Origin of the sequence: Caldanaerobius fijiensis DSM 17918 (assembly GCF_900129075.1) — a bacterium.
Classification (GTDB): Bacteria; Bacillota; Thermoanaerobacteria; order Thermoanaerobacterales; family Caldanaerobiaceae; genus Caldanaerobius; species Caldanaerobius fijiensis.
Window position 1 is genome coordinate 46,029 of record NZ_FQVH01000003.1, and the last position, 25,474, is coordinate 71,502.

A 25,474-nucleotide genomic window follows, 5' to 3' on the forward strand; every position below is an offset into this window, starting at 1 on the left:
AATAATATTATACTTATAGCTGAGAAGAGAAAACGAAATCCTGTTGGGTGCGTGGTGCCCCTGTTTAACAACCCACAGCTGATAATAGGGAGCCGGAGTCCCTGTGTGGATGAGAAGCCTGCGTTGACAGGACCTCAGAAGCACAGGGCAGGCTCCCACCCTACGAGAGTAGGGTTGGTTTAAACGGGCAAAACGGCCAGACGGGATCCAGTAGAGAGCCCTTAAATGAGGGCTCTTTATTTTTGTTTTTTTTTACGGTATAATAAAAAATAAAAAACGGAGAGATATATATGAGAAAAAATTCCTTTATAGTAATAGTAGCACTTCTTTTGATGATATTTTCTACTTTTAGCCCAAAAGCGTACGCTGCCAGTGCTAATGGCAGGCCAAAGTTTGTTATCGTAGTTATGAACAAAGTGGGATTGAGAGATTACGTAAAGTATGAGCTGCCCAACATAAAAAAACTTATACAATCAGGTGCCTTAGGCCTCCTCAATGTGAGAACGGCTAAAAACTATCATGAACCTTCTGCCTATTTGAGCATTGGCGCTGGATCCAGAGCAGAAAGCGACTATAATGGAGGATATGCGTTTAATTATAATGAGATGTACGATTTCGGAAGAGCGGGAGAACTCTACCATATATATACAGGAAACAATGCTTCAAAAGGCGATGTGGTAAATTTAAGCATCAATAGTTTAAAAGAGGTTTCTGCAAAGCAGGATCACCAGGTAGTGCCGGGCTTATTAGGACAGATTCTTAAAGATAAAGGAATACCTGTTGCTGTGCTGGGTAATGCTGATTTGCCAGATACATATAGGAGATATGTTTCGCTCATAGGAATGGATGAAAATGGCAAAGTTAAGGGCGATGTATCCGGTAACTTATCTAAGGATGACATGAATGCACCATACCTTATGAGCACCGATTATGATAAATTGTACGATGAATATCAGAAGTATTCTTCAAAGGGCGGCTTGCTTGTGATTGAGCTAGGAGATACCAGCAGAGCTGATGACTTTACATCAATGACAACACCTGATCTGGGTACTTATTACAGAGAACAAGCATTGAAGAAAGCCGATGCTTTTGTAGGGAAAATTGCCAGGTCGATGGATTTTAAAAAGGACATTTTGATGATTGTTACACCATATCCGTCAAAAGAAGATATAGCCAGCAATCACCTTTTGACGCCTATTTTAGTGGTCGGAGACGATTATAAGGGTGGTTTTATTACATCCTTTTCCACAAAAAGATTAGGTATTGCGCAAAACATAGACATTGCCCCCACTGTGCTTCATTTTTTTGATATAAGTGTGCCTAAATCAATGATGGGATTACCTCTGACGAGTATACAGAAATCGCCCGATATCGGTGAGGTACAGTTTAATACAGCGCAATCTAAATTGAATTATCTTAGCTACATGAACGAAAAGATTGTCGCCACTTATGTTCAGCGGCCATTTTTTATAAAGACCTATGTTATTGTTCAGATAGTAGTTTTGTTTCTAGCTATTATGGCACTGTTTTTCAGGGATGAGTATGCAAAACACATTAAGCCGCTGATTTTAGCTAATATGGCTGTACCTTTGGTTTTTTTGATTCTCCCTGTTTTTGATGTAAATTCAGCTTTTTTCAAAGCTGTCATTATATTGGCAGTACTTATTGCAATGGTCTTTTTGTCATTAACACTATCCAGAAATAACATGGATGTGATAATGACCCTCTGTATTATAACTGCTGCACTCTTAGCAATGGATATACTGACAGGGCAGAAATTGATGAAAAATTCGATATTGGGTTATGATCCCATTATTGGAGCAAGATATTATGGCATTGGCAATGAGTATATGGGGGTTTTGATGGGGTCCAGTATTATAGGTTTAACAGCCCTTATAGATAGATATAAAAAACCGTTTATGAAATACGTTGTTTCAGCCATATTCATATTTTTAATTTATATAATAAGTGCCCCCAGCCTTGGCACCAAATTAGGAGGGTTTATTGTCTCATTTATGGCTTATGGTACGTCTATGCTGTTGTTGTTTAACTTCAAATTTAACAAAAAAAATTTTGTATATTTGTTTGGATTTATGCTAATTATGATGATAGGTTTGTTTATTTACGACATGCTAAGAGGAGGTCAGTCTCACATAGGGAGAACTGCTTTGCTGGTTAGAGAGGAGGGCATCATGCCACTTCTTATGATATTCCAGCGTAAGTTATCAATGAATATAAAGCTTATAAGGTATACTATATGGACAAAAGTCCTGATAACATTTATTTTGGTTTTAGGGTTTTTGTTCTATAAACCTACAAACATACTCATAAATATATTTAAGCGCAACAAAGCGGTTTACGCTGGCTTTTTGGGTAGCACAGTGGGTATGCTTTTTGCCCTGGTTTTTAATGATGCGGGTATTGTAGCTGCTGCAACCATGTTTATATTTGTGGTTCCGTCTTTTCTGGTTATGGTGATCGACGAACTGAGCAACCCTTGACATCCTCGTCTGGAAGATATATACTGAAAACAGGGTAAGGCATGTCCTCAGGAATTTACGCTTTGGTGTTCTATTAAAGCTATCGTTGCTTATGGCAAAAGCAGTTCAGAAGAGTTCAGAAAGGAGATGTTTTGATATGGAAACTGTCAATCTTGAGGTAAAGACAAGAGAAGCAGGGAAAAGTGCTGCTCGCAAATTGAGGGAGAAAAATCTAATTCCTGCTGTTGTCTATGGGAAAGGTTTGGACAGTTTACCTATAGCCGTTAATGCATCAAAGTTCAACGAGATATATAAAAAGCACGGCCATAGCACGATTTTAAACCTGGTACTGGATGGCCAGGTGATACCTGGGATCATAAAAGAGGTGCAGTATGGTATCCTGGATAACAAGATAATACATATTGACTTCCAGCGAGTTTCTATGGAAGAGGATATTGAGGCAGAGGTCCCGATAGTGGTGGAAGGAACAGGTCTTATAGAGAGCAAAGGTGCTATTGTACAGCACCAGTTGAGAGAAGTGTCTGTGAGGTGTAAGGCTAAGGATCTACCTGAGAGTATTACGGTAGATGTATCTAATATGGAGATTGGAGATGTGGTTAAAGTGTCTGATCTCTCTGTGGCAGAAGCCGTTAAGATTCTTGATGACCCTGAGGAGATTGTCTTATCTATAATAGTTCCTGAAATCAGCGAAGTTGAGGAAGAAGAGCAGCCAGAAGAGGCTGAAAAAGAATAGAGAAAATAAAAGCCGGTTCTTAACCGGCTTTTATTTTCTCTATCCAATTTACGTAATGCATATTATATAGCGCTGACGCTGGCATCTTCACTTATATCCTGGTAGCTATTTTTGCTTAGCCTGGCAGGAATAACATCATTTCTCACCAGATCTTCATATGTTTCGCGCTTTACGATGATGTCTGCACGGCCATCTTTTACCAACACCACAGCGGGTTTTGTGAGCCGGTTGTAATTACTGGCCATGGAATAATTGTATGCTCCTGTGCTCAATACGGCGATGATATCTCCTGGGACTATATGAGGAAGACATATATCCCAGATCAACATATCTCCAGATTCACAACACTTACCTGCGATGGAAACGACCTCGCTATTTTTTTCAAAGACCTTGTTGGCGATGACGGCTTCATACTTAGCACCGTATAAAGCCAGCCGCGGATTGTCTGTCATACCGCCGTCTACCGAGATATACTTTCTTATGCCTGGTATCTCCTTGATGGCGCCGACAGTATACAAGGTTATGCCAGCATTGGCTATAATAGACCTTCCAGGTTCGACAATTACTTTCGGCATTTTTATATCAAGTTTATTTACCATTTTGTTCAAAGTGCTAAACACCATATCAGCGTAGTCTTCTATAGTGGCTGGATCATCTTCTTCAGTATAATATACCCCAAAACCACCGCCTAGATCCAGTTCTTCTGCTTCGTAACCTGTTTCATCTTTTATCTGCCTTATAAAACTTGTGGTTATTTCTACTTCATGCTTATACGATTGCATATCGAAGATCTGGGAGCCTATGTGGCAGTGGATACCTTTTAAATTTAAATTCGGCATCTTTATCGCCATATCAATAGCTTTCATGGCCTGGCCATCGGGGACGTTAAATCCAAATTTTGAATCCAGTTGCCCCGTCATAATGTATTCATGGGTGTGGGCTTCTATTCCCGGCGTTATCCTTATGAGAATATCTGCTTTTTTACCCAATGTACCTGCTATATGGTTTAGAATTTCTAATTCATAAAAATTATCCACTATAATACGTCCTACACCGGATTTGAGAGCAAATACCAGCTCTTCTGGGCTCTTGTTATTGCCGTTAAAATACACCTTGTTCATTGGGAATCCGGCCTGAACAGCAGTATATATTTCGCCTCCTGAAACGACATCTAGGCCTAATCCTTCTTCATCGATCAAACGGACCATAGCCATGTTCATGAAGGCTTTGGAAGCGTATAAAACCAGCCCATTATTCTTTTTCATAAAAGAATCATAATATCTCTTGCACGTTTGGCGAACAAGATCTTCATCGATAACGTATAGAGGAGTTCCAAATTTTTTAGCTAATCGAACAGCATCACATCCACCTATTTCCAGGTGATTTTTAGAATTGACCTTCATAGTACCATGTAATCTCACTTACTTCACTCCCTTAAATAATTGCGCATTTAAGGGAGTTTCCTCCCTTCCATGCGCGAGATAGCTCTCCACCGGCGGTTGTGCCGGTGACAGTCCTGTACCTATTCGATACAGGCCCAGCTACAAGAGATGGGCTTCTCTTGCGCTTCGGCGAAATACCCTTTCAGCCAGTTCATCGCTTCCCGGGCTCCGTGGCTTACTGATGTATTTCGCGCCTCTACTTCACTGCTGGAAGATGAGGTGTTCGTTTTTTACATTTTACAGCATAAAAAATATTATGTCAAGGGAAAATAAATGCATGGAGGTAGTTGTTTATGCAAAAGTTGACGCCGCAGGAACTTATGTATAGCTGCTTGAATAAAGCCGAGGAACAGGAAATGGTGCTAAAGGATAAATGCAATAAGTATGCCAGACGAATCGGTGACCCTGTGATAGCTGGGATTTTAAACGAGTGCAGCAAGATGGCAGATGATCACATATATGATATAAAGCAAAAGAAAAAGTCAATAAATATACCTTCACTGATTAAAACCAATATGTCACTGGATACGCTTGATTTGATGCAGGACCTCGTAAAAGAGATGACAAAACTTCAAACCTTTTATAATGATCAAATGATATTGATAACCAATCCTGATATAAGGGGACTTTTGACGAAGCTGAGAGACGAAGTAATGAAGGCCATATCGATGCTTCAGCAGCGAATAGAAGCGATGGAATCTAAGCCCACTGAAATCAATAAGGTTTTTTCAACGAGAGAAGGGTTGTAATGGGCTGGGTTCTCGCATTTGTTTTGAGCTGGATTTTGTTCCTGATTTGTATAGACTGGAAAAGATTATGGCCGAATGTAATAGGAGGCATATGGGCATCCATAATACAGATCATGGTAGATAAGATTTTTATAGGTTTAAACCTATATGCTATAAAAGAAAGCATCCTGTGCATATCGGGAGCCGGGTCGATTTTTTTTACATTGGGGCCGGTTTTTACTATGGGCACACTGATGGTACAACATCTCCCGAAAAATAGATGGGCGAGGCTTTTAAATATATTTATATGGGTTGGGTTTTTCATGCTTTTTGAGCGTGTCATGTGGGTATTCGGCTATCTGGAATACCGACACTGGAATTCGCTCTACAGCTTTTGGATTGATATAATGGCGCTAATTGATATTTCGTGGTTTGGAGAAAATTTTGTCAAAAGGATGAGGTAATAGCAAATGTATCTTTTGGTAGTTTATTTGATAGGCATAGGAGCACTGGTTTATATTTACATAAGAATTTTAAAGTCGAAGAGATGGTGATGGTTATGAAAGTGGCGATCGTAGGGGCAGGTATATCAGGTCTTGCGTGTGCGTACCAGTTGGAGAGCTACGGAATTGATCCCATCATATTTGAAGCTCAATCTGCTGTGGGCGGTGGATATAATCATGTTGCCGCGATTTTACAGGTATTCACGAGATCTATAAAGGATCCTCTAAGATATGAAAAATATAAATACGATATACCGATACAGCCGACAGCTGTTATAAATAAGATCATCATGAATGGACCTACTAAGAAAAGTATTATACGCGGCAATAACCTTGGGTACTTTTTTGTGAGAGGACCTGAAGAGGGTTCTCTGGAGAGTAACTTGTTTAAACTTATAAAATCCAACATAAATTTTAATACGAAGATCGATGACCTTGAGCCTCTAAAAAGGGAATTTGATTATGTGGTGGTAGCCACTGGAAGCAATCAATTTACGAAATTATACGGCTGCTGGCAGGATCTCATGGAAACGTGGCTTAAAGGGGCTGTGATATTAGGAGAGTTTGATCCCAATGTACTGATGATGTGGATAAATATTGTTTATGCAAAATCGGGATATGCGTACTTAGCACCATATGATTCCAGAAGGGCCTTACTGGCTTTAATGGTTCCTTACATTAAAAAAGACGAGTTAGAAACCAACTGGCAGACATTTTTGAAAATAGAGAATATAACAAATGAAAGAGTGGAGGAATTTGTTATTCAACATAAGTCCGGAAATGTCTATCCCCATACAGTAGAAAACGTCTATTTTGTAGGCAATGCCGGAGGGATTTTGGAACCGTTTCTTGGATTTGGCCAATTTCATGCCTTGCTATCGGGTAGTATTGCAGCTAAATGCATAGTAGAAGCGAAAGATTACGAGCAAGAGATTAAATATATCCATGAAGAATTTATGAAGATGCTGACTTTTAGAAAGGCCCTGGATGCATTGACGAATAGAGGCTTTGATTTCATCGTCGGGTTATTGGGTTTTCCAGGCTTTAACAAGATCATTTACAATACAGGTCTAAATGTGGTCAGGTATGCTTCCTGGCTTGTCGATAATGCATACAACAGGTTTTGGGGTGAAAAGCCTTTAAGGTGAAGGAGCTGGTGGTATAGTGAGAGTGGCGATTGTTGGTGCTGGTATATCGGGGCTTGCATGTGCCCATGAGCTAGAGAGGCTTGGGATAAATCCCGTGATATTTGAGAGGCGTTTTACAGTAGGAGATTTTCATCAACATTCTGGGGTCATACTAGGGATATTTACCAGACCGATACGTGACCTGTTTAGATATATTGAGGATAACTATGATATAACCCTTTTTCCTCTGAATAACGTCAACGAAATAACTGTGTATGGCCCGGGGCGAAAAACTGTAGTCAGGGGTGAAGGATTAGGGTATACATTTTTGAAAGGACAGGATGAAAATTCTATTGAGAATCAGTTGAGGCGTTTGGTTAAGTCTAAGATTAATTTTAATATCCACGCAGATTATAGGGTTTTAAGCAAGGAATACGACTATGTGGTTGTGGCATCGGGAAACCATCTCATAAGCAGCGATATAGGCATATGGCGGATGACGATGCACACCTTTATCAAAGGAGCTGTAATATTGGGGGATTTTAATCCTCAAGCCATGCACATGTGGTTTAATACCCGATTTGCCGGTTCAGGTTATGGTTATATGATACCTTTTGATAATAAGAGGGCGACATTGGGATTGGTGGTACCCCATATAAGCCAAGGCGATATAGATGAACACTGGGATCTTTTTTTAAAAACTATTAAACTTGATAATCCTATAGTTGAGACTTTTGAGCAAGATTTGGCGGTTGGGTACTGTACATCTCATATAATTGATAACATGTACTTTGTGGGCAATGCAGCGGGGCTTTTAAACCCTCTTTTGTGTTTTGGAACGATTACGTCACTTTTAAGCGGTATATATGCGGCAAGAGCTATGGTTCAGAAAAAGGATTACGAAGATATGTTAAAGCCTCTTGTAAACCAGATTGCCGATTTAACAACTTTTAGAAATTACATAGATAAGCTAGACGATAGGGGATTTGACAAGATTATAAGATTATTATCGGTGCCAGGAGTAAAACAGATGTTTTATAACTCAAATGTGGATGTTTGGCGATTAGGAGCGAGGCTGCTGGGTTTAAAGAAGACTATACGAGATTAATTTTTGTAGCAATATAGATACTAATATGATAAAATGAGAGCTAGAAGACATGGTTGAGGGAGGATTTTGGATGGCCGCACTGTCATATATACTCAGCTTTAAGGCATACGTAATGCTTCCTATTGTCATATTTATCATCGCATTGATGATATCTATAAAACCGGGTCAGGCTTTGATGTCATCTCTTACCCTGGGCGTAGGGCTTGCGGGTATCTTTATTGTAATAGATTTCCTTGTATCTAATGTGGGACCTGCCATAGGCAGCCTTATAAGTCACACGGGATTGAATTATCCGGTGCTGGATGTAGGTTGGCCTTCTCTGGCTGCTATGGCGTGGGCTTCTGATATAGGTGTGGTTGCCATACCTATGGTGCTTTTAATCAATGCGATCATGATTTCGATGAATATGACCAGGACTATAGACGTAGACATATGGAACTACTGGCATTTCGTGTTATTAGGTGTTATGGTGAAAAAGGCCACAGGTAATTTTTACATGGCTGTGCTTGCTACCGCTGTCATTGCAATAATAACGCTAAAGCTGGCAGATTGGACGGCGCCTTTTATTGAAAAACGTTTTGGATTTAAAGGAATATCAGTGCCTACGGTATCTGCCATCACGTTTTTCCCGATTGGCGTTATAGGAAATGCCGTAATCGAAAGGATACCATATATCAGAGATCTCCATGCTAATCCTGATACAATTAAAAAGCGATTTGGGGTATTGGGTGAACCTGTGATCATAGGCTTTGTCATAGGCGATTTTTTGGGTATTTTGGCTGGATACGATGTAAAAGGTATTCTTCAGTTGGGAGTGAGTCTGGCAGCAGTTATGGTGCTTTTGCCTGCTATGGCGGAAATACTTGTGAGAGGGCTTACTCCCATATCTGAGGGCATAAAGCGATTTATGGAGAGGAGGTTTCCAGGCAGGGATAAGTTGTATTTGAGCGTGGATCCTGCCCTTCTTTTGGGGAATACATCTGTTCTTGTGACAGGATTGTTGCTCATGCCCTTATCCATTGCGCTGGCTTTTGTTATACCGGGTAACAGGATAATACCACTGGCAGATTTAACCAATCTTATGACTACAATATCCATGGTGATTCTGGCTACTAACAGCAATGTGATTAGGGCGTTGATCATTGGCATACCTATTGTCATCATAGATCTTGTCATTTCATCGAGAATGGCTGCTTTTTTTACAAGCCTTATGCATCTCTACAAGGTTGCAGGGCAGAAAGGTTATAGTGGCCTTATGAGCAGTTTTACAGATGGAGGCAATCCGCTGCGATACTGGATTTTTGAGGTGTTTAAAGGGAATGTATTGGCATACGCATCGTTACCCTTATTGGCGCTCCTGCTTTATGCATCGTGGTATGCGTATAAGAGATTTAAGAATAGTGAAAATAAAGGAGGAATTTCTGATTCTGTGTAGAATAAAAATATAAGGTCATAAATATAATAGATTTGTTATGATACATACAGAAAGGGGATTTCTATGAAGTTAGGTGTGTTTATGGTTTTATTTCAGGATAGGAAGCTGGAAGATGCCCTGGACCACATCGTGGAGTTGGGCGTGAATGTGGTAGAAGTTGGAGCGGGCGGATACCCCGGCAAGGCTCATTGCAATCCCGCAGAATTGCTCAAAGATCCAGAGAGCATAAAGAAATTTAAAAAGGCTTTTGATGACAGAGGGGTAGAGATAAGCGCATTGAGCACCCATGGCAATCCGGTGCACCCCAACAAAGAGATTGCTAAAAAATTCGATGAAGATTTCAGAAATACGGTGCTTCTGGCAGAAAAACTGGGAGTTGACAGGGTCATTACGTTCTCGGGTTGCCCTGGAGATTCACCTACTTCTCAGTATCCCAACTGGGTCACATGTCCATGGCCGGAAGATTTTCTGAAGGTATTGGATTATCAGTGGAATGAGGTATTGATTCCGTACTGGCAAGAGGCGGTCAAATTTGCCAATGAGCACGGTGTTAAGAGGATTGCACTGGAGATGCACCCTGGATTTTGCGTATACAACCCTGAAACGCTGCTCAAATTAAGAAAGGCTGTGGGACCGACTATCGGTGCCAACTTTGATCCCAGCCATCTCTTCTGGCAGGGCATAGATCCTGTGGCAGCTATCAGGTATCTGGGCGATGCTATCTATTTCTTCCACGCAAAAGACACCAAGATAGATCCTATCAACACAGCTAGGATTGGCGTTCTCGATACAAAACACTATAGCGATGAAATAAATAGGGCGTGGATATTCAGATCTGTAGGCTATGGCCATGATTATCAGGTCTGGAAGGATATCGTAAGCAATCTGAGAATGGTAGGGTATGACGATGTATTGAGCATAGAACACGAAGACAGCCTGTTTACTTCTGAAGAAGGTTTCAAGAAAGCAGTGGCGTTCTTAAAAGAGGTCATACCTTTTGAGGCAAAAGGCGGCATGTACTGGGCTTAACAGCCCAGTTTTTCCTTATTAAAGGGGGTGTATTGATGAAAATTTTTGGAGAAGAGCTCAGCGCGCAAGAATTGAAAAAGTACTTTGGCGACATGTCCCAAATAGCTGACATAAGGCGCTGCATCATATCTGAGGGTCGAGCCACAGGAACAGATATCTTTGATGTCAAAACCGGAAGCGGCCTTGTTTATACGGTACTCCCCAACAGGGGTATGGATATAGCAGATGCAAGCTACAAGGGAGTGCCTTTAAGTTTTATTAGTAAGACTGGTATAGTCTCATCTCAATATTATGCATCAGAGAGCACGGGATTTCTTAGAAACTTCTTTGGTGGCCTTTTGACCACTTGTGGGCTTATGAATGCGGGTCCCCAGTGTGAAGTGGATGGGGAGATGCACAGGATGCATGGTCGTATTTCCAATACGCCGGCATATCAGGTGGGGTATCAGTGCTCCTGGGTTGGGGATGAATATGAGCTGATGATGCAGGGCACTGTGAAAGAATCAAGGCTTTTTGGAGAAAATTTAACGCTGAAGCGGACCATAGTGTCCCGCCTAGGGCAAAGCGTCATTAAAATCCACGACGTCATAACAAATGAAGGCTTTGATGACACACCTTTTATGCTTTTATACCACATGAACCTGGGATATCCGGTGGTAAGCAGACATTCGCTATTTATAGTTCCTTCCAGGAATGTGGTGGCGAGGGATGAAGAGGCAAAAAAAGGGATAGATGATTGGGAAAGGATGCAGGATCCTACCCATGGTTATAGAGAACAGGTGTTTTTTCACGATCTGGCATCCGATGCTGATGGAAATACATTATATGGCGTCATAAATGAGAAGCTATCCATGGGCGTTTATTTTCGCATAAATAAGAACCAGCTGCCGTGCTTTACTCAATGGAAAATGATGGGCGAGCAGGATTATACGTTGGGTCTGGAGCCGGGAGTAAATATACCTGAGGGGCGATTAGCTGCACATAATAATGGACATTTGAAGGTCTTGAAACCCCAGGAAGAGTACGTAGTAGACATAGAATTTGGTGTAATCGAGGGGCCAGATGCCATAGAGGACTTTAAACACCGCGTCAAAAGCTTGATGAAATAAAGTGTACCAAAAAAAAAGAAGGCTATGAAGGCCTTCTTTTTAATTTATCTGATTTTATTTGATTGTATTAGTTATAAAGTAAATGGTATAATGTCATTGGAGAAAACAGACGGGTGATAAAAATGGTTGAGTTGAATGGCTTGGTAAATGAGGTGATCTTTCACAATAAATCTAATGGTTACACCGTCCTGGAACTTTCGTGCGAAGATGGTGAAGTGGTATGTGTTGGGACTATGCCCATGATAAGTGAGGGTTCAGAGATAACAGTAGAAGGCGAATGGACTGTTCATCCCGATTATGGGCAACAGCTAAGGGTGTACAGGTATAAAACAGCGGTATCCAAGACCAGATCCGGTCTTATTAGATATCTATCTTCAGGGCTTATACCAGGAATAGGTAAATCATTGGCAGAAAAAATTGTGGAAAAATTCAAAGAGGATACTATTGATATCATAACAGAGCACCCCGAAAAACTGTTGGAGATAAAGGGTATAGGCGAATCCAGGATTAAGGATATATCCAGGGCTTTAACTGAACAAAGGGAGATCATGAGGCTTTACGAATTCCTGTATCAATACGATATAAGCCCGAATTTTGCGGTTAAGATATACAAGACCTATGGCCAGGACAGCTTAAATATAATAAAGCAAAATCCGTATCGATTGTGTATAGATATACCAGGGCTGGGTTTTACCAGGGTAGACCGGATAGGGCTCAGCCTGGGTATCGCACAGGATGATGTCAACAGGGTGGCATCCTGTGCCCGGTATGTCCTCATGCAGTCATGTGTAAACGGTCATACGTATTTGCCTGAGGATGTGCTACGCGAGCTGGTCAACCAGTATATTCCCGTAACCGAAGAGCGCTTAGGCGAAGCGCTGACAGATCTATTCAGACAAGGACAGGTGACCTTTGATACTATAGACGGCAAGGCGGTTATTTACTATGCACCTTTTTATCAGGCAGAAGTCAATGTCAGCAAAAAGCTTTTTGAAATGGCCGTGACCGAGGTCGAGGAATTGCCCGTAGATTTTGGCAAAACATTGGATAAAGTGGCTTCAGAGACAGGTATACATCTCTCAAATCAGCAGAAGGAAGCGGTTATCCAGTCATTTAAAAACGGTGTCTTGATTATAACGGGAGGGCCTGGTACAGGTAAAACCACAATCATCAATTATATAATACGAATATACGAGGGATTTAACAAAAAGGTGGCTTTAGCAGCTCCTACAGGTAGAGCTGCTAAACGCATGACCGAAGCCACAGGGAAAGAGGCAAAAACCATTCACAGGCTGCTTGAATATGGTAAAAAAGATGATGACGAGGATGATATCATCTCAGGAGGTTTTTTTCATAAAAATGAGAGCGATCAACTGGATTTTGACGTGATAATAATCGATGAAATGTCCATGGTCGACATACTCCTTATGAATAACCTTTTAAAAGCGGTTAAACCTGGGACCAGATTGATACTTGTAGGAGATGCAGATCAGCTGCCATCGGTGGGCGCTGGCGATGTATTAAGGGATATGATAAACTGTGGTATTATACCTGTTATAAGGCTTGAAGAAATTTTTCGCCAGGCCCAGCAGAGCCTTATTGTAGTAAATGCTCACAGGATAAATCGCGGCTATATGCCTATTTTTAATGATAGAGATAACGACTTTTTCTTTATAAAGAGGTCTACGCAACAGGAAGTACTTGACGAGATAATAGATTTAGTGAAAAATAGGTTGCCCAGGGCCTATGGATTTGACCCTTTAAAGGATATACAGGTACTGTGTCCTATGAAAAAAGGCGTTGTAAGTGTTTTTAATCTGAATGCGCAGCTTCAAAAAGCTTTAAATCCTAATAGCAGGTATCGAAAGGATATGGATTTCGCTGTTGGGGATAAAGTCATGCAGATAAGAAATAACTACGATATAGAATGGGAAAAACCCAATGGAGAAAAAGGTACAGGTGTGTACAACGGAGATATAGGTTATGTTGAGCAGATAGATTTAGATGGGCAATATCTTACTGTGATTTTTGACGATGAGCGCAGGGTGCACTTTGACTTTTATATGTTAGAGGATTTGATGCTGGCATATGCTATTACCATCCACAAAAGCCAGGGCAGCGAATTTCCTGCCGTCATCATACCTGTTACATGGGGGCCAAAGGTCCTTTTGACGAGAAACCTTCTCTACACAGCTGTGACCAGGGCCAAAAAGCTGGTGGTACTTGTGGGACAGGAAAGGTATATAAAGGAAATGGTGGATAACGATATGATCGCATCCCGGTATTCAGGTCTTTGTCATAGGCTTAAAAAAGGCATTTTGGTGGTGGAGAGAAGGTGAAGTATGCTATTTATGCCGCGTATGATGGCGATACTGTTGAGTACAGATATACCCACGATATTCGCGTGGACGAAGCTTTTTATTCCGGTAAATTTACCGTTGAGCGGATCTCACCTTACATGCCTATAGGCTATGCTGATTATTTGCTGCGTGAAATTTGCAGCAAACCAGGCTTTGTGTTGCGTTTTTTAAAGAAGGCTGTAAGACAAGAAGTTCGCGACAGGGCTATGAGAATAAAAAGACGCGTTGAAGAGCTTAAGATATCCTGTATTGATGTAAGTGGCAGCGGATACTGGATTGATGAAGGTATTCAAGGTGAGATTTTGGGTGTTGTTAAAGGAAAAGCATTGCTTTTAGATGAGATTAAATCCCGTTTGCCCTACGATGAAAAAACCCTTTGCGATAATCTGCAGGTGCTTCATCTCAAGGGAGAGCTGGATATAATACCCTCTATAAGGATGTGTTCAGATGGGTATACGTGTCAGCGCTGTGGATCTCATGAAGTGTTTAAGTATTCGTGCCAGAGATGTGGAAATGAATGCGTGTATTGTGAAGAGTGCCTGATAATGGGTAGAACCCTTTTTTGTCAGCCTTATATCCTGTGTCCTGGGAGAAACGGCAGCGGCGTTTATCGTGAGGTAAAACTTGATATGCCTGTAAGGTTGACACCTGCTCAGATAAGCGCTTCTGAGGAAGTGCGAAGGTTCATAGAGGGAACAGATAGAGAAGCTTTAGTATGGGCTGCATGTGGAGCTGGCAAGACAGAGGTCACCTTTGACGGCATAAGGGAAGCGCTATCATGGGGTAATAAGGTCTTATACGCGGTTCCAAGGAGAGACGTGGTTATAGAGCTTTCACAGAGATTTAAAAAGGCTTTTCCTGACGAAAAGATTGCGGTTTTATATGGAGGCAGCGAAAAGACTTCGTCAGATTTTACTATAGCGACTACTCATCAGGTGATGAGGTATTACGAGGAGTTTGATCTGGTGATATTGGATGAGGTGGACGCATTTCCCTATGATGGAAACGATATGCTGGAGATGGCTGTAAGGCGCTCTATGAAGAGAGACGGGAAGCTTTTATATATGACGGCTACACCTCCCGTAGGATTATATAGAGCGTATAAAAGAGGTAAAATAAAGGGCATTTTAATACCCGCGAGACATCATGGGCACCCATTGCCTGTACCCACCATTTTAAAGGCTAATATTGATGAAAATATGTCGGCATTGCCCAAAAGTATTTGTAGTTTCTTAGAAAAGTGTGTAAAATTAAATAAAAGGGTGATTGTATTTGTTCCCACTGTTAACTTGTCTATAAAAATTGCAGAGATTATCAAAAATATGGGAATTGATGCTGATTATGTCTATTCAAAAGACCCAAAAAGGGATGTAAAGCGCAAAAGATTCTACAACGGGCAGCTACCTGTGATTGTGGCCACTACTGTCATGGAAAGGGGCATTACAGTAGAAGGGGTGCAGGTTATTGTCTTATTTGCCGATTATAATAATGTGTTTGATGAAAGAACTCTTGTGCAGATGGCAGGTAGGGTTGGCAGAACTGAAAGCTGTAGTACAGGGGATGTGTTGTTTGTTTCCAGGACTATTACCGAGGAAATGAGCACAGCTATAGAGATGATTGAGCATATGAATAGAGTGGCTATAAAAAAGGGGTACGTGATATGAACTTTATGGATATAATCTACCCTGTTAGAAGATGCCCATTATGTGGCAACAAGGTTTTTAAATATGGCCTTTGCAAAAGCTGCCTTGAGGAAATGGAATTTATAAAAGACAGGATTTGCATGGTTTGTGGGAAACCTCTTGGTGACAACTATGAGGGAGACGTGTGCCCTGATTGCATCGGCGGGAGGAGCTTTGATAAAGCCCGCAGCGCGTTGGTTTATAACGAGCGTCTTCACGACATGGTGTATCTATTTAAATACAAGGGTAAACTGGACATGGCTGAACCCTTTGGGAAAATGATGGTGGACGTGCTTAAATCGTGGAATCCTGATGTAGATGTGATAATTCCTGTGCCAATGCATCCCGAGAGACTTGCGCAGAGGGGATATAATCAGGCATATCTGCTGGCGAGAGTAGTAAGCAGGATTTCAAGGTTGCCTTTGAGAGAGGATCTTGTCAGGATAAAACACACCAGTGTTCAAGCTAAATTAGATAAGCTTGAAAGGTTTGACAACATGAAAGGAGCATTTTGTATAAAAGGTGGAGAAAAAATTTGTTGTGATAATGTACTTTTAATTGACGATATTTTGACGACAGGTGCTACGGCTGATGCTGCTTCTTCTATTTTAAAAGCAGGAGGAGCACATAAGGTTTACGTTTTAACCCTGGCGACAGGTAGAAATACGTAGTGGAGGTGTTTTGCTATGGAACTCAGGAATTGTGCAAGGTGTGGGAAGCTGTTTTTGTATAGGGGAAGTCCTTATTGTCCGGAATGCCAGAAGTTAGATGAGGAGGATTTTGCAAAGGTAAAGGATTATCTATATGAAAATCCTGGGGCGTCAGTGATGGAAGTATCGGAAGCTACACAAGTATCGCCCGATAAGGTATTGCGGTATTTAAAGGAAGGTAGATTAGAACTTACGTCAGAGCAAGATAGCATTTTATTAAGATGCGAACGCTGCGGAAAACCCATACGAACGGGGAGATATTGTGAGACATGCATAGCTGAAATAAGCAAGGGTTTGAGAAAAGGTTTAGAAACTCGTTTGAAAAGCACAAAGGATAATGAGAGGCTTTATATAGAAGATAGGATAAAAAACAGGAGAAATTCCGATTGACACTAAACAAATTTGTTTAAATGACGATATGCTATATAGGTATAGAAAATGAGGTGGTATAGGTGAGGATAGAAAATTACAGCACCCAGAGGGTGTTAGCAAGTTATAACGCTCAGGTAAAAAAGGATAAAGCTATAGCCAGGAATGCGGAAGAACAGAAAGACAGCATAATCATATCTGAAGAGGGTCAGCTCATTCACAAAGCCGTGGCAAGGATGAAAGAGTTACCTGATGTAAGATGTGATGTGGTAGAAAAACTAAAGCAGTCAATAAATGCCGGGAAATATGTAATAGATGCTAAGCAGATAGCAGGCAATATAATCGATAGGAAGGCATGATACCATGGAAAAACTGATTGATGAGCTGATAAGAATTCTCTCAGTGATACTGTCTACTTATAAAGAACTTTATGAATTACAAAAAAAGCAGACGGCTGTTATAGTAGCAGGTGATATGGAAAAATTGCAAGAAATACTCAGACGGGAAGATGCCATTATAACTTCGCTGGGTGAACTGGAAAGGGCGAGGAACGATATTGTTTTTGAGATTTGCCAGAAGGGCAATTTAAATGGTGATGTATCGTTGACAAAGATAGCGTCTATAGGAATTCGGGGCGGTGAACTTTTAGAGCTTCAGGCGAGGCTTAAAGATGTGATAAATGATGTAAGCCAGCAAAATAGCCTCAATGGAAAGTTAGTAAAGCAGGCATTGGAATATATAGACAGATCTATCAATGCCATTAAATCAGCAATGATCCAGGATAATGGCATATATAAAAGAGAACATTCAAGTGAAAACGCGATAAGTTTATTTGATAGGAAGGTGTGATATGAGTTCACTCTTTTATGGGTTTGAAATTGCAAAGACAGGGCTTTTTGCAAGTCAAAAAGCATTGGACGTGACAGGTCATAATGTGGCAAACGCCAATACACCCGGATATTCGAGACAACAGGTAGTGCTGGAAGCCAATGCTCCGCAGGCGTATTTTAATATAAATACGGCTTACGGTTCTGGGCAGATTGGAGCAGGTGTCAGCATTCAGGATATAACCAGGGTTAGGGACATGTTTCTGGACGTCCAGTACAGAAACGAGAATAAAGCTCAAGGGGAGTGGCAGGCCAGAAGCGATGTACTTTCAGCGGTGGAGTACATATTTAATGAACCCAGCGATACGGGTATAAAGACTGTGATAGGGCAGTTTTTCGATTCATTGCAAGAGCTGAGCAAGAACCCTGAAAGTCTCGATGCTAGGGCTCTGGTAAGGCAAAGGGCTGTGGCACTTACAGATACTATAAACCACATGTATAGCCAGCTGGAAGATCAACAAAATCAGCTTAAGAGCCAGATCCAGTCTACGGTGGATCAGATAAACACTTATGCTAAACAGATCAGAGAGTTAAACGAACAGATCTATAAATTTGAGCAAATGGGAGATAGAGCCAATGACTTAAGGGACAAGCGGGATTATATAGTTGACCAGCTGTCAAAGCTCGTCAATATAAAAGCTTATGAGACTGCTGGTGGTCATTACAGGGTAGATATAGGAGGAAGGCCGCTGGTAGACCATATTAGTTCATATGAGATATTTTACAAACCGGATGGCACCAGCCTCGGTGAGGTATTCAAGTGGTCTGTGGACGGCCAGGGCGTTGATGTGGAGAGCGGTACATTGAAAGGCATGTACGATATGGCCTATGATGATAAACAGGGCATCCCTTATTACAAGAATAAGTTAGATGAATTTGCTTATACCTTTGCAACGAAATTTAACGAGATACATACAAATGGATATGGGCTGGATGGATCATCGGGTGTGGATTTCTTTAAGATCGATGCAACTTTATATACCGACACATCCCATAGGGGCTATGCCAAGGTGTTTGCTGTATCTGACGATATTCTGAATGCTTCCAATGGGCTTAACAAGATAGCGGCGGCGAAGAAAGATGGTCCCAATTTGCCAGTAGACACAGGGGATAACAGGAATGTAATAGACCTCATAAATTTAAGGCATGATCCAACGGTCTTCAACCTGGATGACCAGAATAAAGGCACATTAGATGATTATATAAATTCACTCATATCAGGTCTTGGGGTGGACAGCCAGCAAGCTAAGAGAATGGCGGAAAACCAGGCGGCGCTTACCAAACAGGTGGATATGTTAAGGAAGCAGGTATCGGGGGTATCCCTGGACGAAGAGATGACCAATATGATCAGGTTCCAGCATTCTTACGAAGCAGCTGCCAGGATGATTACGGCTATTGATCAGATGCTGGATGTACTTATAAACAACACCGGTGTTGTCGGGAGGTGATAGCAGTTGAGAGTGACAAATAACATGATGATAGACAATATGCTAATGGATTTGAACAACAATTTAAACCGCATGATGCAGACACAGAAACAGATGTCTTCTGGAGTTAAGTTCAAGGCTCCTTCGGATGATCCCATAGCTGTTTCCAGGGCGCTAATTTTAAAGAGTATACTTCACGACAACCAACAATATACTAAAAATGCACAGGATGGCGTGTCATGGCTGGACCTTACTGATACGGCTTTAAATCAGCTGACAAAGGATTTGCAGAGGGTGAGGGAGCTGGCTGTACAGGGTTCTAATGGAACGTTGAGCAAAGAGGACTCTTTTAGTATAGCGCAGGAGATACAGCAGATAAGAGATGACATGGTCAAAATAGGCAATACCACATATGCAGGAAGGTATATATTTGGGGGATACAATACCCAAAATCCGCCTTTGACAGTGCAGCCGTCTGATGGCACAATTACGTACAGAGGGATTAACGGCGGCGTGACGCCCCAGGAGATTGAATTTGAGGTTGGACAGGGCATAAGCATACCTGTCAATGTAGAGGCATATCAGGTGTTTGGGACCAGGGACAGTGCTAACGGCAAAAATGATATTTTTACTGATTTAGATAATTTGATAGATGCCCTCAACAAGGGTGATACTCAGGCGGTATCTTCAATGCTGGGCAAAATCGACGATCATTTGAATAATGTTCTGGCTGTAAGAGCTGACATAGGTGCGCGGCAAAACAGGATGCAGCTTATATTGGATAGATTGCAGGACGACAACCTGAATTATACCGATCTTTTGTCAAAAACTCAGGATGTGGATATTGCTGAAATATCTATGAAGCTAGCCAACGATCAAAACGTGTATATAGCATCTCTTATGCTGGGTTCAAAGATAATAATGCCGACACTGGTAGAATTTATAAGATAGGAGGTATTATGGGTGAATGTAATACCAGCCGTAAACAATGTTCCTGCTATAAAGCCGGTCAAGGGAGAGACGGATAGGGAAGTACGCCTTAAAAAAGAAGGTAGCGACTTGCAAAACAGTTCTGAGAAGGATGTTGATGAAGTCAAAAAGAGTGCGTTAATTAAAGCGGTTGAGGATGCCAATAAAAAGATTAAGGATCTCAATATAAGATTAGAACTTTCTGTTCATGAAAAGACCAAAGATATAGTTATAAGGTTTATCAATAGCGAGACCAACGAGGTAGTGAAAGAATATCCACCAGAGAAGTATCTGGATATGATAGCAAGTCTGTGGGAATTAGCGGGATTATTTGTGGACAAAAAGGTATAAAGGGGATGATAACGTGATAAGCCCTATAAACACGCTCAGGATAACTGGCCTTGCAACAGGTCTTGATATAGATTCCATAGTAAAGCAGCTGATGCAGGTTCAGCGCATACCTTTGGACAAGCTGGAACAGAAAAAACAGATACTGGAGTGGCAGAGAGATGACTACAGGAGTATAAATACTGCCATAAGCGCATTGAGGGACCTGACCTTCAATATGACGCTTCAGGGGACTTATTTGAAGTATAAAGCTGATGTAACGGCGACACCTGGAAGCACTAACGGCAATGCGGGTGCAGTTTCAGCAACACCAGGGGCATCGGCTGTGGAAGGTAGTTATACTATTACAGTAAATAATTTGGCTAAACCTGCAAGTCTGGTGAGCACGTCAGATGTTACGATAGACCCGACAAAAAAGTTATCTGAACAAGGTATTACTTCAGTAGATTTTACTATAACTGTATATCAGGTAGATGCCAATGGGAATCCCATAAAAGACAGCAGTGGAGCTCAAATTAAGTATTTAGCAACATTTAGTTCAACAGGTACAGATACTAATGGTTCTTATAAAGTAGATACAAGTATGACTTTAAATGATATTATAAACAAGATAAATAGCGCCAAAGATGCTAGTGGTAATAGCCTTGGTGTAAAGGCTTCTTTTGATGCTGTGCTAAAGAGATTTGTGCTCACCACTACTGGTATGGGTGGTAATGCAAAGATTGAAGTAACAGATAATAATTCAACGACATTTATGAGTGGTACTTTAAAGCTATCATCCAATGGCAGCACTACGATTTCGGCGTCTGGAAGTGATGCTTCTTATAGCTATACTAACAAGCAAATAAATTTGACTGTTTCCAACCTTACTTCCCATACTAATACCGTCACGATAAACGGTACTACATATAACCTCCTTGCATTAGGTAGTGCCGATGTTACCATAAAGAAGGACACCGATGCCATATATCAATCCATAAAAGACTTTATAGATAAATACAACAACACAATAGATACAATTTATAAGAAGTATACAGAGCCCAGGTATCCCGATTATCTTCCGCTGACAGATGACCAGAAGCAGCAGCTTACGGATACCCAGCAGCAACAGTGGACGGAGAAGGCAAAAAGCGGATTGCTAAAGGGCGATGATATGCTTGGCAGCATAATGGCAAATATGAGGAAAATAATGTCTGCTACTGTAGGTGATTCTTCATTTACGTATAGAACTATGTACCAGATAGGTCTAAGTACATCCAGTTATTGGATTGATAAAACGGGCAAGATCATCATAGATGAGGCTAAGTTGAAAGATGCTATTAATAACAACCTGGATGCCGTTATAAAGCTTTTTACAAATCCATTTCCCACAGATTCCAGCGGCAAAATAATCCAATCGCAAAAATCTCAAGGTGGGTTGGCCGTACAGCTCAAGGACTATCTGGATTCTGCTATAAAACAGCTTAAAGACAAAGCAGGGACCAGTGATATGCTTTATGATAACAGCTACATATCTCAGCAGATACAGCAATACAATCAGCAGATATCCGACATGCAGGCACGCCTGACAGAGATGGAAAATAGGTATTATGAGCAGTTTACGCGGCTTGAAACTGCTATGCAGCAGATGAATGCTCAAAGTGCATGGCTTGCCCAGCAGTTAGGAGGTGGTAAATGATGATTAACAATCCGTACCAGCAATACAGGACTGATGCGGTGATGACCGCTTCGCCTGAAGAGCTTACATTGATGCTTTACGATGGAATTATACGGTTTTTAAATCAAGCGAAAGAGGCTATATTATCGCGGGATATGCAGACAGCCCATGAGAAATTGATAAGGGTACAGGATATATTAAATGAGCTCAATGCTACACTGGACAGAAGCTATGATATAGCCTCTAATTTAGCCAGTATATACGACTTTATGATTCGCAAAACTATAGAGGCCAATATAAAAAAAGACGTAAATATTATAGATGAGGTATTGGAATTTGCAAGAGACCTTCGAAATACATGGCAGCAGGCTATGAAAATCGCCAGGAAGGATAGCGCGAGATAGCCATGCAAAAGGTAGATTTGGAAGAATGGTACCGATTGACATTGGAGCAGCAAAGGGCACTAGAGGAGCAGGATATACAAAAACTTGTTGATGTTACAAATAAAAAACAGGAGATCATAAACGCTTGTAACGAGGGTATTTATGTTTTGAATGATGACGGCAGGCGTAAAGAATTGTTAAGTGAGATACTGGAATTAGAAAAAGCTAATTTAGATGCAGCGGCACGGTTAAAGGAAGAGATAATAAGCAAGATCGCAAACATAAGGTATGGAAAAAATGCCATCAGAGGTTATCTTGTTCATGGTCATGATTTTTCTGCATATGTAGATAAAAGAAAGTAAAAAGTACACAAAAATACCCCCTATCATATTAATAGGTAAGGGGGTATTTTTTATGAAAATTCTCATCGCTTCGATATGGATGTATCCATTTCCAGGCAGTGTTTCGTCTCACATAAGAGCATTAAAAGTCATGCTAGAACGTTTGAGCCACAGTGTAGATGTGGTTTTTCCTGATTATCCTGAATGCCAAGACACTTCGCTCATAAAATTTTATGAGAAAGCCAGGCATTCACTGGCCGATAAGGTGGAATTGAAACTGAGATCTACTAAGTACGATGTAATAAGCTGCCACGATGTAATGTCATTTCTTGCTTGTCTGTTTTTAAACGTGAATGCGCCACAGCTGCTTACTGTTCACGGCTACATGAGCGATGATGCGTTGGCTGCAAAACTTGTGGCTGAAAATTCTGCTGAGGAGAAATACCTCAGGTATTGCGAGCGAATCGCCTATCAGAATGCACCTGCAATAATTGCAGTTGATGCAAATATAAGGGATTACATAAAGTCTATTGCAGGTATAAAAAAGATAATCGTATTAAAAAGTTTCGTGGATATGGAACTTTTTAAGCCTATGGAGAGGGATGAGGGGTTTAAGAAAAAGTTGGGTATACCTGATAATAGGTTTGTGATATTGTGTCCTCGAAGGCTTACAGCAAAAAATGGGATAAATTATCTTTTGGAGGCTTTCAGGATATTGCTGGACCGGAATGTAAAAGCATATCTTGTGATAGCAGGTGATGGAGAAGAGCGAAAAAATCTTATAAACATGGCTGAAAGCCTTGGCCTAACAGGCCATTATTTGATGCTGGGATCTGTAAACCATTCTATAATGCCTATGTTTTACGCCATCGCTGATGTGGTCTGTATACCATCTGTTGTTATAGGAAATATGAGTGCAGACACACCCATATCTGCTCTTGAAGGGATGATGTGCGGCAAAGTAGTCGTCGCTTCGGACATTGGTGGGATAAAAGATATAATAAAGAATGGGATAAATGGCATTTTGGTTAAACAGAGGGATCCTTATGCTATAGCCGATGGAATTATGAGAGTATTAAGAGATGAGGGCTTAAGGCACTATTTAGAAAGAAATGCTTATGCCACAGCCCTTCAGGGGCATTCCAGTATTTTTGCTGCTAAGATCTATTTGAAAATATTTGAGAGATTGCTTGGTGAAAATTAAAATATTTTTTGTAAGTGCTTGTGCTTTTGTAAATAATATGATATAATCAATGTAATTTAAACCATTAATTCAAAGTGAGGGGATTTTTTGATGTATCAGGACAAAGTTTTAGTATGTAAGGATTGCGGGAAGGAGTTTACCTGGACCGCGGGTGAGCAGGAGTTTTATGCTGAAAAAGGATTTCAGAATGCTCCGGTGAGGTGCAAGGCGTGTAGGACTGCGAGAAAGCAAAACCACAGGAACAACGGTGGTTTCAGGCAGCGCCGAGCAAGTTCAATGGAATTATAATCCCCTTGCTTTGAGAGGATTATAAGCCGCAAAAAAGAGGTCATAAGGCCTCTTTTTTTGTACATTTAGAAAATTATTTGCCCACATTTTTTCCACATGAGGAATGCCCAAACAAGAAGTTATAAACAGGTTTATCCACATTATCCACAGACAAGCTGTCAACAAATTCACTTGCAAAAAAATAATAGACAATATATAATTAACAATGTATAATTATTCAAGAGATTTAATATTTAAAAAGAGGGGAGAAAAATACATGAAGAAGTTAATGGCTTTTCTTTTAATCGCTGCATTGACGCTGTCGTTGGTTTCCTGCGCTAATTCCAGCAAAAATACGACCGCGGGAAATTCTAATAAAGCAACTCAATCCAGCGACAATACCAATGGTTCTGCTGCTAAATCCAATAGCTCATCAGGTACATCTAATAGTTTAGAGAAGATCAAAAAAGCTGGTGTAATAGTGATGGGTACCAGCGCCGATTTTCCACCATATGAAAGCCATCAACTTATAAATGGTGAGGATAAAATCGTCGGCTTTGATGTGGATATTGCTCAAGCGGTTGCTGATGGATTGGGCGTAAAACTTGATATAGAAGATATGAAGTTCGACGGCCTCATTGCGGCACTTCAGGCTGGTAAAATCGATATGATTGTAGCAGGTATGACGCCTACACCAGAGAGAGCTAAAAGCGTAGATTTTTCAGATCTTTATTATATTGGTAAACAGGTATTAGTAGTTAAAAAGGATAATAACTCTATCAAGACCGTTGATGATTTAAAAGGCAAGAAGTTGGATGCTCAATTAGGTACCACGAGTGAAAAAGCGGCCAGAAGCATAAAAGGCGTCACTGTAATTCCTATAGACAAGGTATCAACCGAGATAATGGAAGTAAAAACAGGAAAAGTAGATGGGGTTGTTGTTGAAAAGACGGTTGCAGAGGCATACCTGAAAGAGAACCCAGACTTAAAGATAGTGGAAATACCAGAGATAAAAAGCGAAGAGGGTTCCGCTATAGCGGTTAGAAAAGGTGACAAAGCTCTTCTAAACGAAATAAACAAGATATTAAAACAGCTGAAAGATTCAGGGGAATATGACAAACTTATTGAGAAATGGTTTAAGCAGTAAAGGAGAGT

Annotated in this window: 25 protein-coding genes and 1 riboswitch; of the genes, 24 read left to right on the top strand and 1 reads right to left on the bottom strand. The window is 40.9% G+C overall.

The genetic code is table 11. The annotated features are described in order from the left end of the window. The first annotated feature begins 290 nt into the window (after positions 1-290). Both BUB87_RS02520 and BUB87_RS02525 read left to right on the top strand, forming a co-directional pair. Entirely contained in the window at positions 291-2,501 is a 2,211-nt protein-coding gene (locus BUB87_RS02520) for a hypothetical protein (RefSeq protein WP_073341530.1), read from the top strand. 136 nt (positions 2,502-2,637) lie between these two features. Then, positions 2,638-3,234 (top strand): 50S ribosomal protein L25, encoded by a 597-nt coding sequence (locus tag BUB87_RS02525; protein ID WP_073341531.1) that lies wholly within the window; start codon positions 2,638-2,640, stop codon positions 3,232-3,234. 62 nt (positions 3,235-3,296) lie between these two features. Here BUB87_RS02525 and lysA read toward each other — a convergent pair whose 3' ends face one another. Continuing rightward, positions 3,297-4,637, bottom strand: coding sequence for a diaminopimelate decarboxylase (gene lysA / locus BUB87_RS02530; protein ID WP_073341631.1), 1,341 nt, complete (start codon positions 4,635-4,637; stop codon positions 3,297-3,299). A 71-nt stretch (positions 4,638-4,708) separates the two neighbouring features. Continuing rightward, positions 4,709-4,883, bottom strand: a riboswitch (Lysine riboswitch). An 86-nt stretch (positions 4,884-4,969) separates the two neighbouring features. On the opposite strand from lysA, the gene BUB87_RS02535 reads away from it, so the two are divergent. The 22 genes from BUB87_RS02535 to BUB87_RS02640 all read left to right on the top strand — a co-directional run bounded on the left by BUB87_RS02535 (position 4,970) and on the right by BUB87_RS02640 (position 25,466). Further along, on the top strand, positions 4,970-5,425 hold the full coding sequence (locus BUB87_RS02535) for a hypothetical protein (protein WP_073341532.1): 456 nt from the start codon (positions 4,970-4,972) through the stop codon (positions 5,423-5,425). Then, positions 5,425-5,868 carry a hypothetical protein gene (locus BUB87_RS02540; RefSeq protein WP_073341533.1) on the top strand — a complete coding sequence of 148 codons (444 nt, stop codon included), beginning with the start codon at positions 5,425-5,427 and terminating at the stop codon, positions 5,866-5,868. Before BUB87_RS02535 ends, BUB87_RS02540 begins: the two co-directional genes overlap by 1 nt. Before the next feature lie 95 nt (positions 5,869-5,963). Further along, a complete protein-coding gene (locus BUB87_RS02545; RefSeq protein ID WP_073341633.1) occupies positions 5,964-7,055 on the top strand; it encodes an NAD(P)/FAD-dependent oxidoreductase in 1,092 nt (363 codons plus the stop codon). A gap of 16 nt (positions 7,056-7,071) precedes the next feature. Further along, positions 7,072-8,142: an NAD(P)/FAD-dependent oxidoreductase gene (locus BUB87_RS02550; RefSeq protein WP_073341534.1), complete on the top strand. Its 1,071-nt coding sequence runs from the start codon at positions 7,072-7,074 to the stop codon at positions 8,140-8,142. A 70-nt stretch (positions 8,143-8,212) separates the two neighbouring features. Further along, positions 8,213-9,577, top strand: a complete 1,365-nt coding sequence (locus BUB87_RS02555; protein WP_159432352.1) for a PTS galactitol transporter subunit IIC — start codon at positions 8,213-8,215, stop codon at positions 9,575-9,577. Positions 9,578-9,640: 63 nt separating this feature from the next. After that, complete coding sequence (locus BUB87_RS02560) at positions 9,641-10,606, top strand: sugar phosphate isomerase/epimerase family protein (RefSeq protein WP_073341536.1); 966 nt, start codon at positions 9,641-9,643, stop codon at positions 10,604-10,606. A gap of 35 nt (positions 10,607-10,641) precedes the next feature. Further along, positions 10,642-11,715 carry an aldose 1-epimerase family protein gene (locus BUB87_RS02565; protein ID WP_073341537.1) on the top strand — a complete coding sequence of 358 codons (1,074 nt, stop codon included), beginning with the start codon at positions 10,642-10,644 and terminating at the stop codon, positions 11,713-11,715. Between the two features lie 122 nt (positions 11,716-11,837). Continuing rightward, positions 11,838-14,054, top strand: coding sequence for an SF1B family DNA helicase RecD2 (gene recD2 / locus BUB87_RS02570; protein ID WP_073341634.1), 2,217 nt, complete (start codon positions 11,838-11,840; stop codon positions 14,052-14,054). Continuing rightward, positions 14,051-15,739, top strand: coding sequence for a DEAD/DEAH box helicase family protein (locus tag BUB87_RS02575; protein WP_084110801.1), 1,689 nt, complete (start codon positions 14,051-14,053; stop codon positions 15,737-15,739). The genes recD2 and BUB87_RS02575 overlap by 4 nt, the downstream gene beginning before the upstream one ends. Further along, positions 15,736-16,428 (top strand): ComF family protein, encoded by a 693-nt coding sequence (locus BUB87_RS02580; protein ID WP_073341538.1) that lies wholly within the window; start codon positions 15,736-15,738, stop codon positions 16,426-16,428. The genes BUB87_RS02575 and BUB87_RS02580 overlap by 4 nt, the downstream gene beginning before the upstream one ends. Before the next feature lie 15 nt (positions 16,429-16,443). Beyond that, positions 16,444-16,857, top strand: coding sequence for a TIGR03826 family flagellar region protein (locus tag BUB87_RS02585; RefSeq protein ID WP_073341539.1), 414 nt, complete (start codon positions 16,444-16,446; stop codon positions 16,855-16,857). Between the two features lie 62 nt (positions 16,858-16,919). Then, complete coding sequence (gene flgM, locus BUB87_RS02590; RefSeq protein WP_073341540.1) at positions 16,920-17,195, top strand: flagellar biosynthesis anti-sigma factor FlgM; 276 nt, start codon at positions 16,920-16,922, stop codon at positions 17,193-17,195. Between the two features lie 4 nt (positions 17,196-17,199). Beyond that, a complete protein-coding gene (locus BUB87_RS02595) occupies positions 17,200-17,685 on the top strand; it encodes a flagellar protein FlgN (protein ID WP_073341541.1) in 486 nt (161 codons plus the stop codon). Position 17,686: 1 nt separating this feature from the next. Then, a complete protein-coding gene (gene flgK, locus BUB87_RS02600) occupies positions 17,687-19,171 on the top strand; it encodes a flagellar hook-associated protein FlgK (protein ID WP_073341542.1) in 1,485 nt (494 codons plus the stop codon). 12 nt (positions 19,172-19,183) lie between these two features. Then, the gene (gene flgL, locus BUB87_RS02605) at positions 19,184-20,101 is read left to right on the top strand and encodes a flagellar hook-associated protein FlgL (RefSeq protein WP_234945936.1); all 918 of its coding nucleotides are present in this window, start codon (positions 19,184-19,186) and stop codon (positions 20,099-20,101) included. Between the two features lie 12 nt (positions 20,102-20,113). Then, positions 20,114-20,470 (top strand): flagellar protein FlaG, encoded by a 357-nt coding sequence (locus tag BUB87_RS02610; RefSeq protein WP_073341545.1) that lies wholly within the window; start codon positions 20,114-20,116, stop codon positions 20,468-20,470. A gap of 13 nt (positions 20,471-20,483) precedes the next feature. Further along, positions 20,484-22,145, top strand: a complete 1,662-nt coding sequence (fliD, locus tag BUB87_RS02615; protein WP_073341637.1) for a flagellar filament capping protein FliD — start codon at positions 20,484-20,486, stop codon at positions 22,143-22,145. Then, on the top strand, positions 22,142-22,528 hold the full coding sequence (gene fliS / locus BUB87_RS02620; RefSeq protein WP_073341546.1) for a flagellar export chaperone FliS: 387 nt from the start codon (positions 22,142-22,144) through the stop codon (positions 22,526-22,528). Before fliD ends, fliS begins: the two co-directional genes overlap by 4 nt. A 2-nt stretch (positions 22,529-22,530) precedes the next feature. Continuing rightward, positions 22,531-22,869: a hypothetical protein gene (locus BUB87_RS02625; RefSeq protein WP_073341548.1), complete on the top strand. Its 339-nt coding sequence runs from the start codon at positions 22,531-22,533 to the stop codon at positions 22,867-22,869. 52 nt (positions 22,870-22,921) lie between these two features. Then, positions 22,922-24,052: a glycosyltransferase family 4 protein gene (locus BUB87_RS02630; RefSeq protein WP_073341549.1), complete on the top strand. Its 1,131-nt coding sequence runs from the start codon at positions 22,922-22,924 to the stop codon at positions 24,050-24,052. A 90-nt stretch (positions 24,053-24,142) separates the two neighbouring features. Continuing rightward, positions 24,143-24,340, top strand: a complete 198-nt coding sequence (locus BUB87_RS02635) for a zinc-ribbon domain-containing protein (RefSeq protein ID WP_073341551.1) — start codon at positions 24,143-24,145, stop codon at positions 24,338-24,340. A gap of 256 nt (positions 24,341-24,596) precedes the next feature. Then, positions 24,597-25,466: a basic amino acid ABC transporter substrate-binding protein gene (locus tag BUB87_RS02640; protein ID WP_234945934.1), complete on the top strand. Its 870-nt coding sequence runs from the start codon at positions 24,597-24,599 to the stop codon at positions 25,464-25,466. The last annotated feature ends 8 nt before the right edge of the window (positions 25,467-25,474 follow it).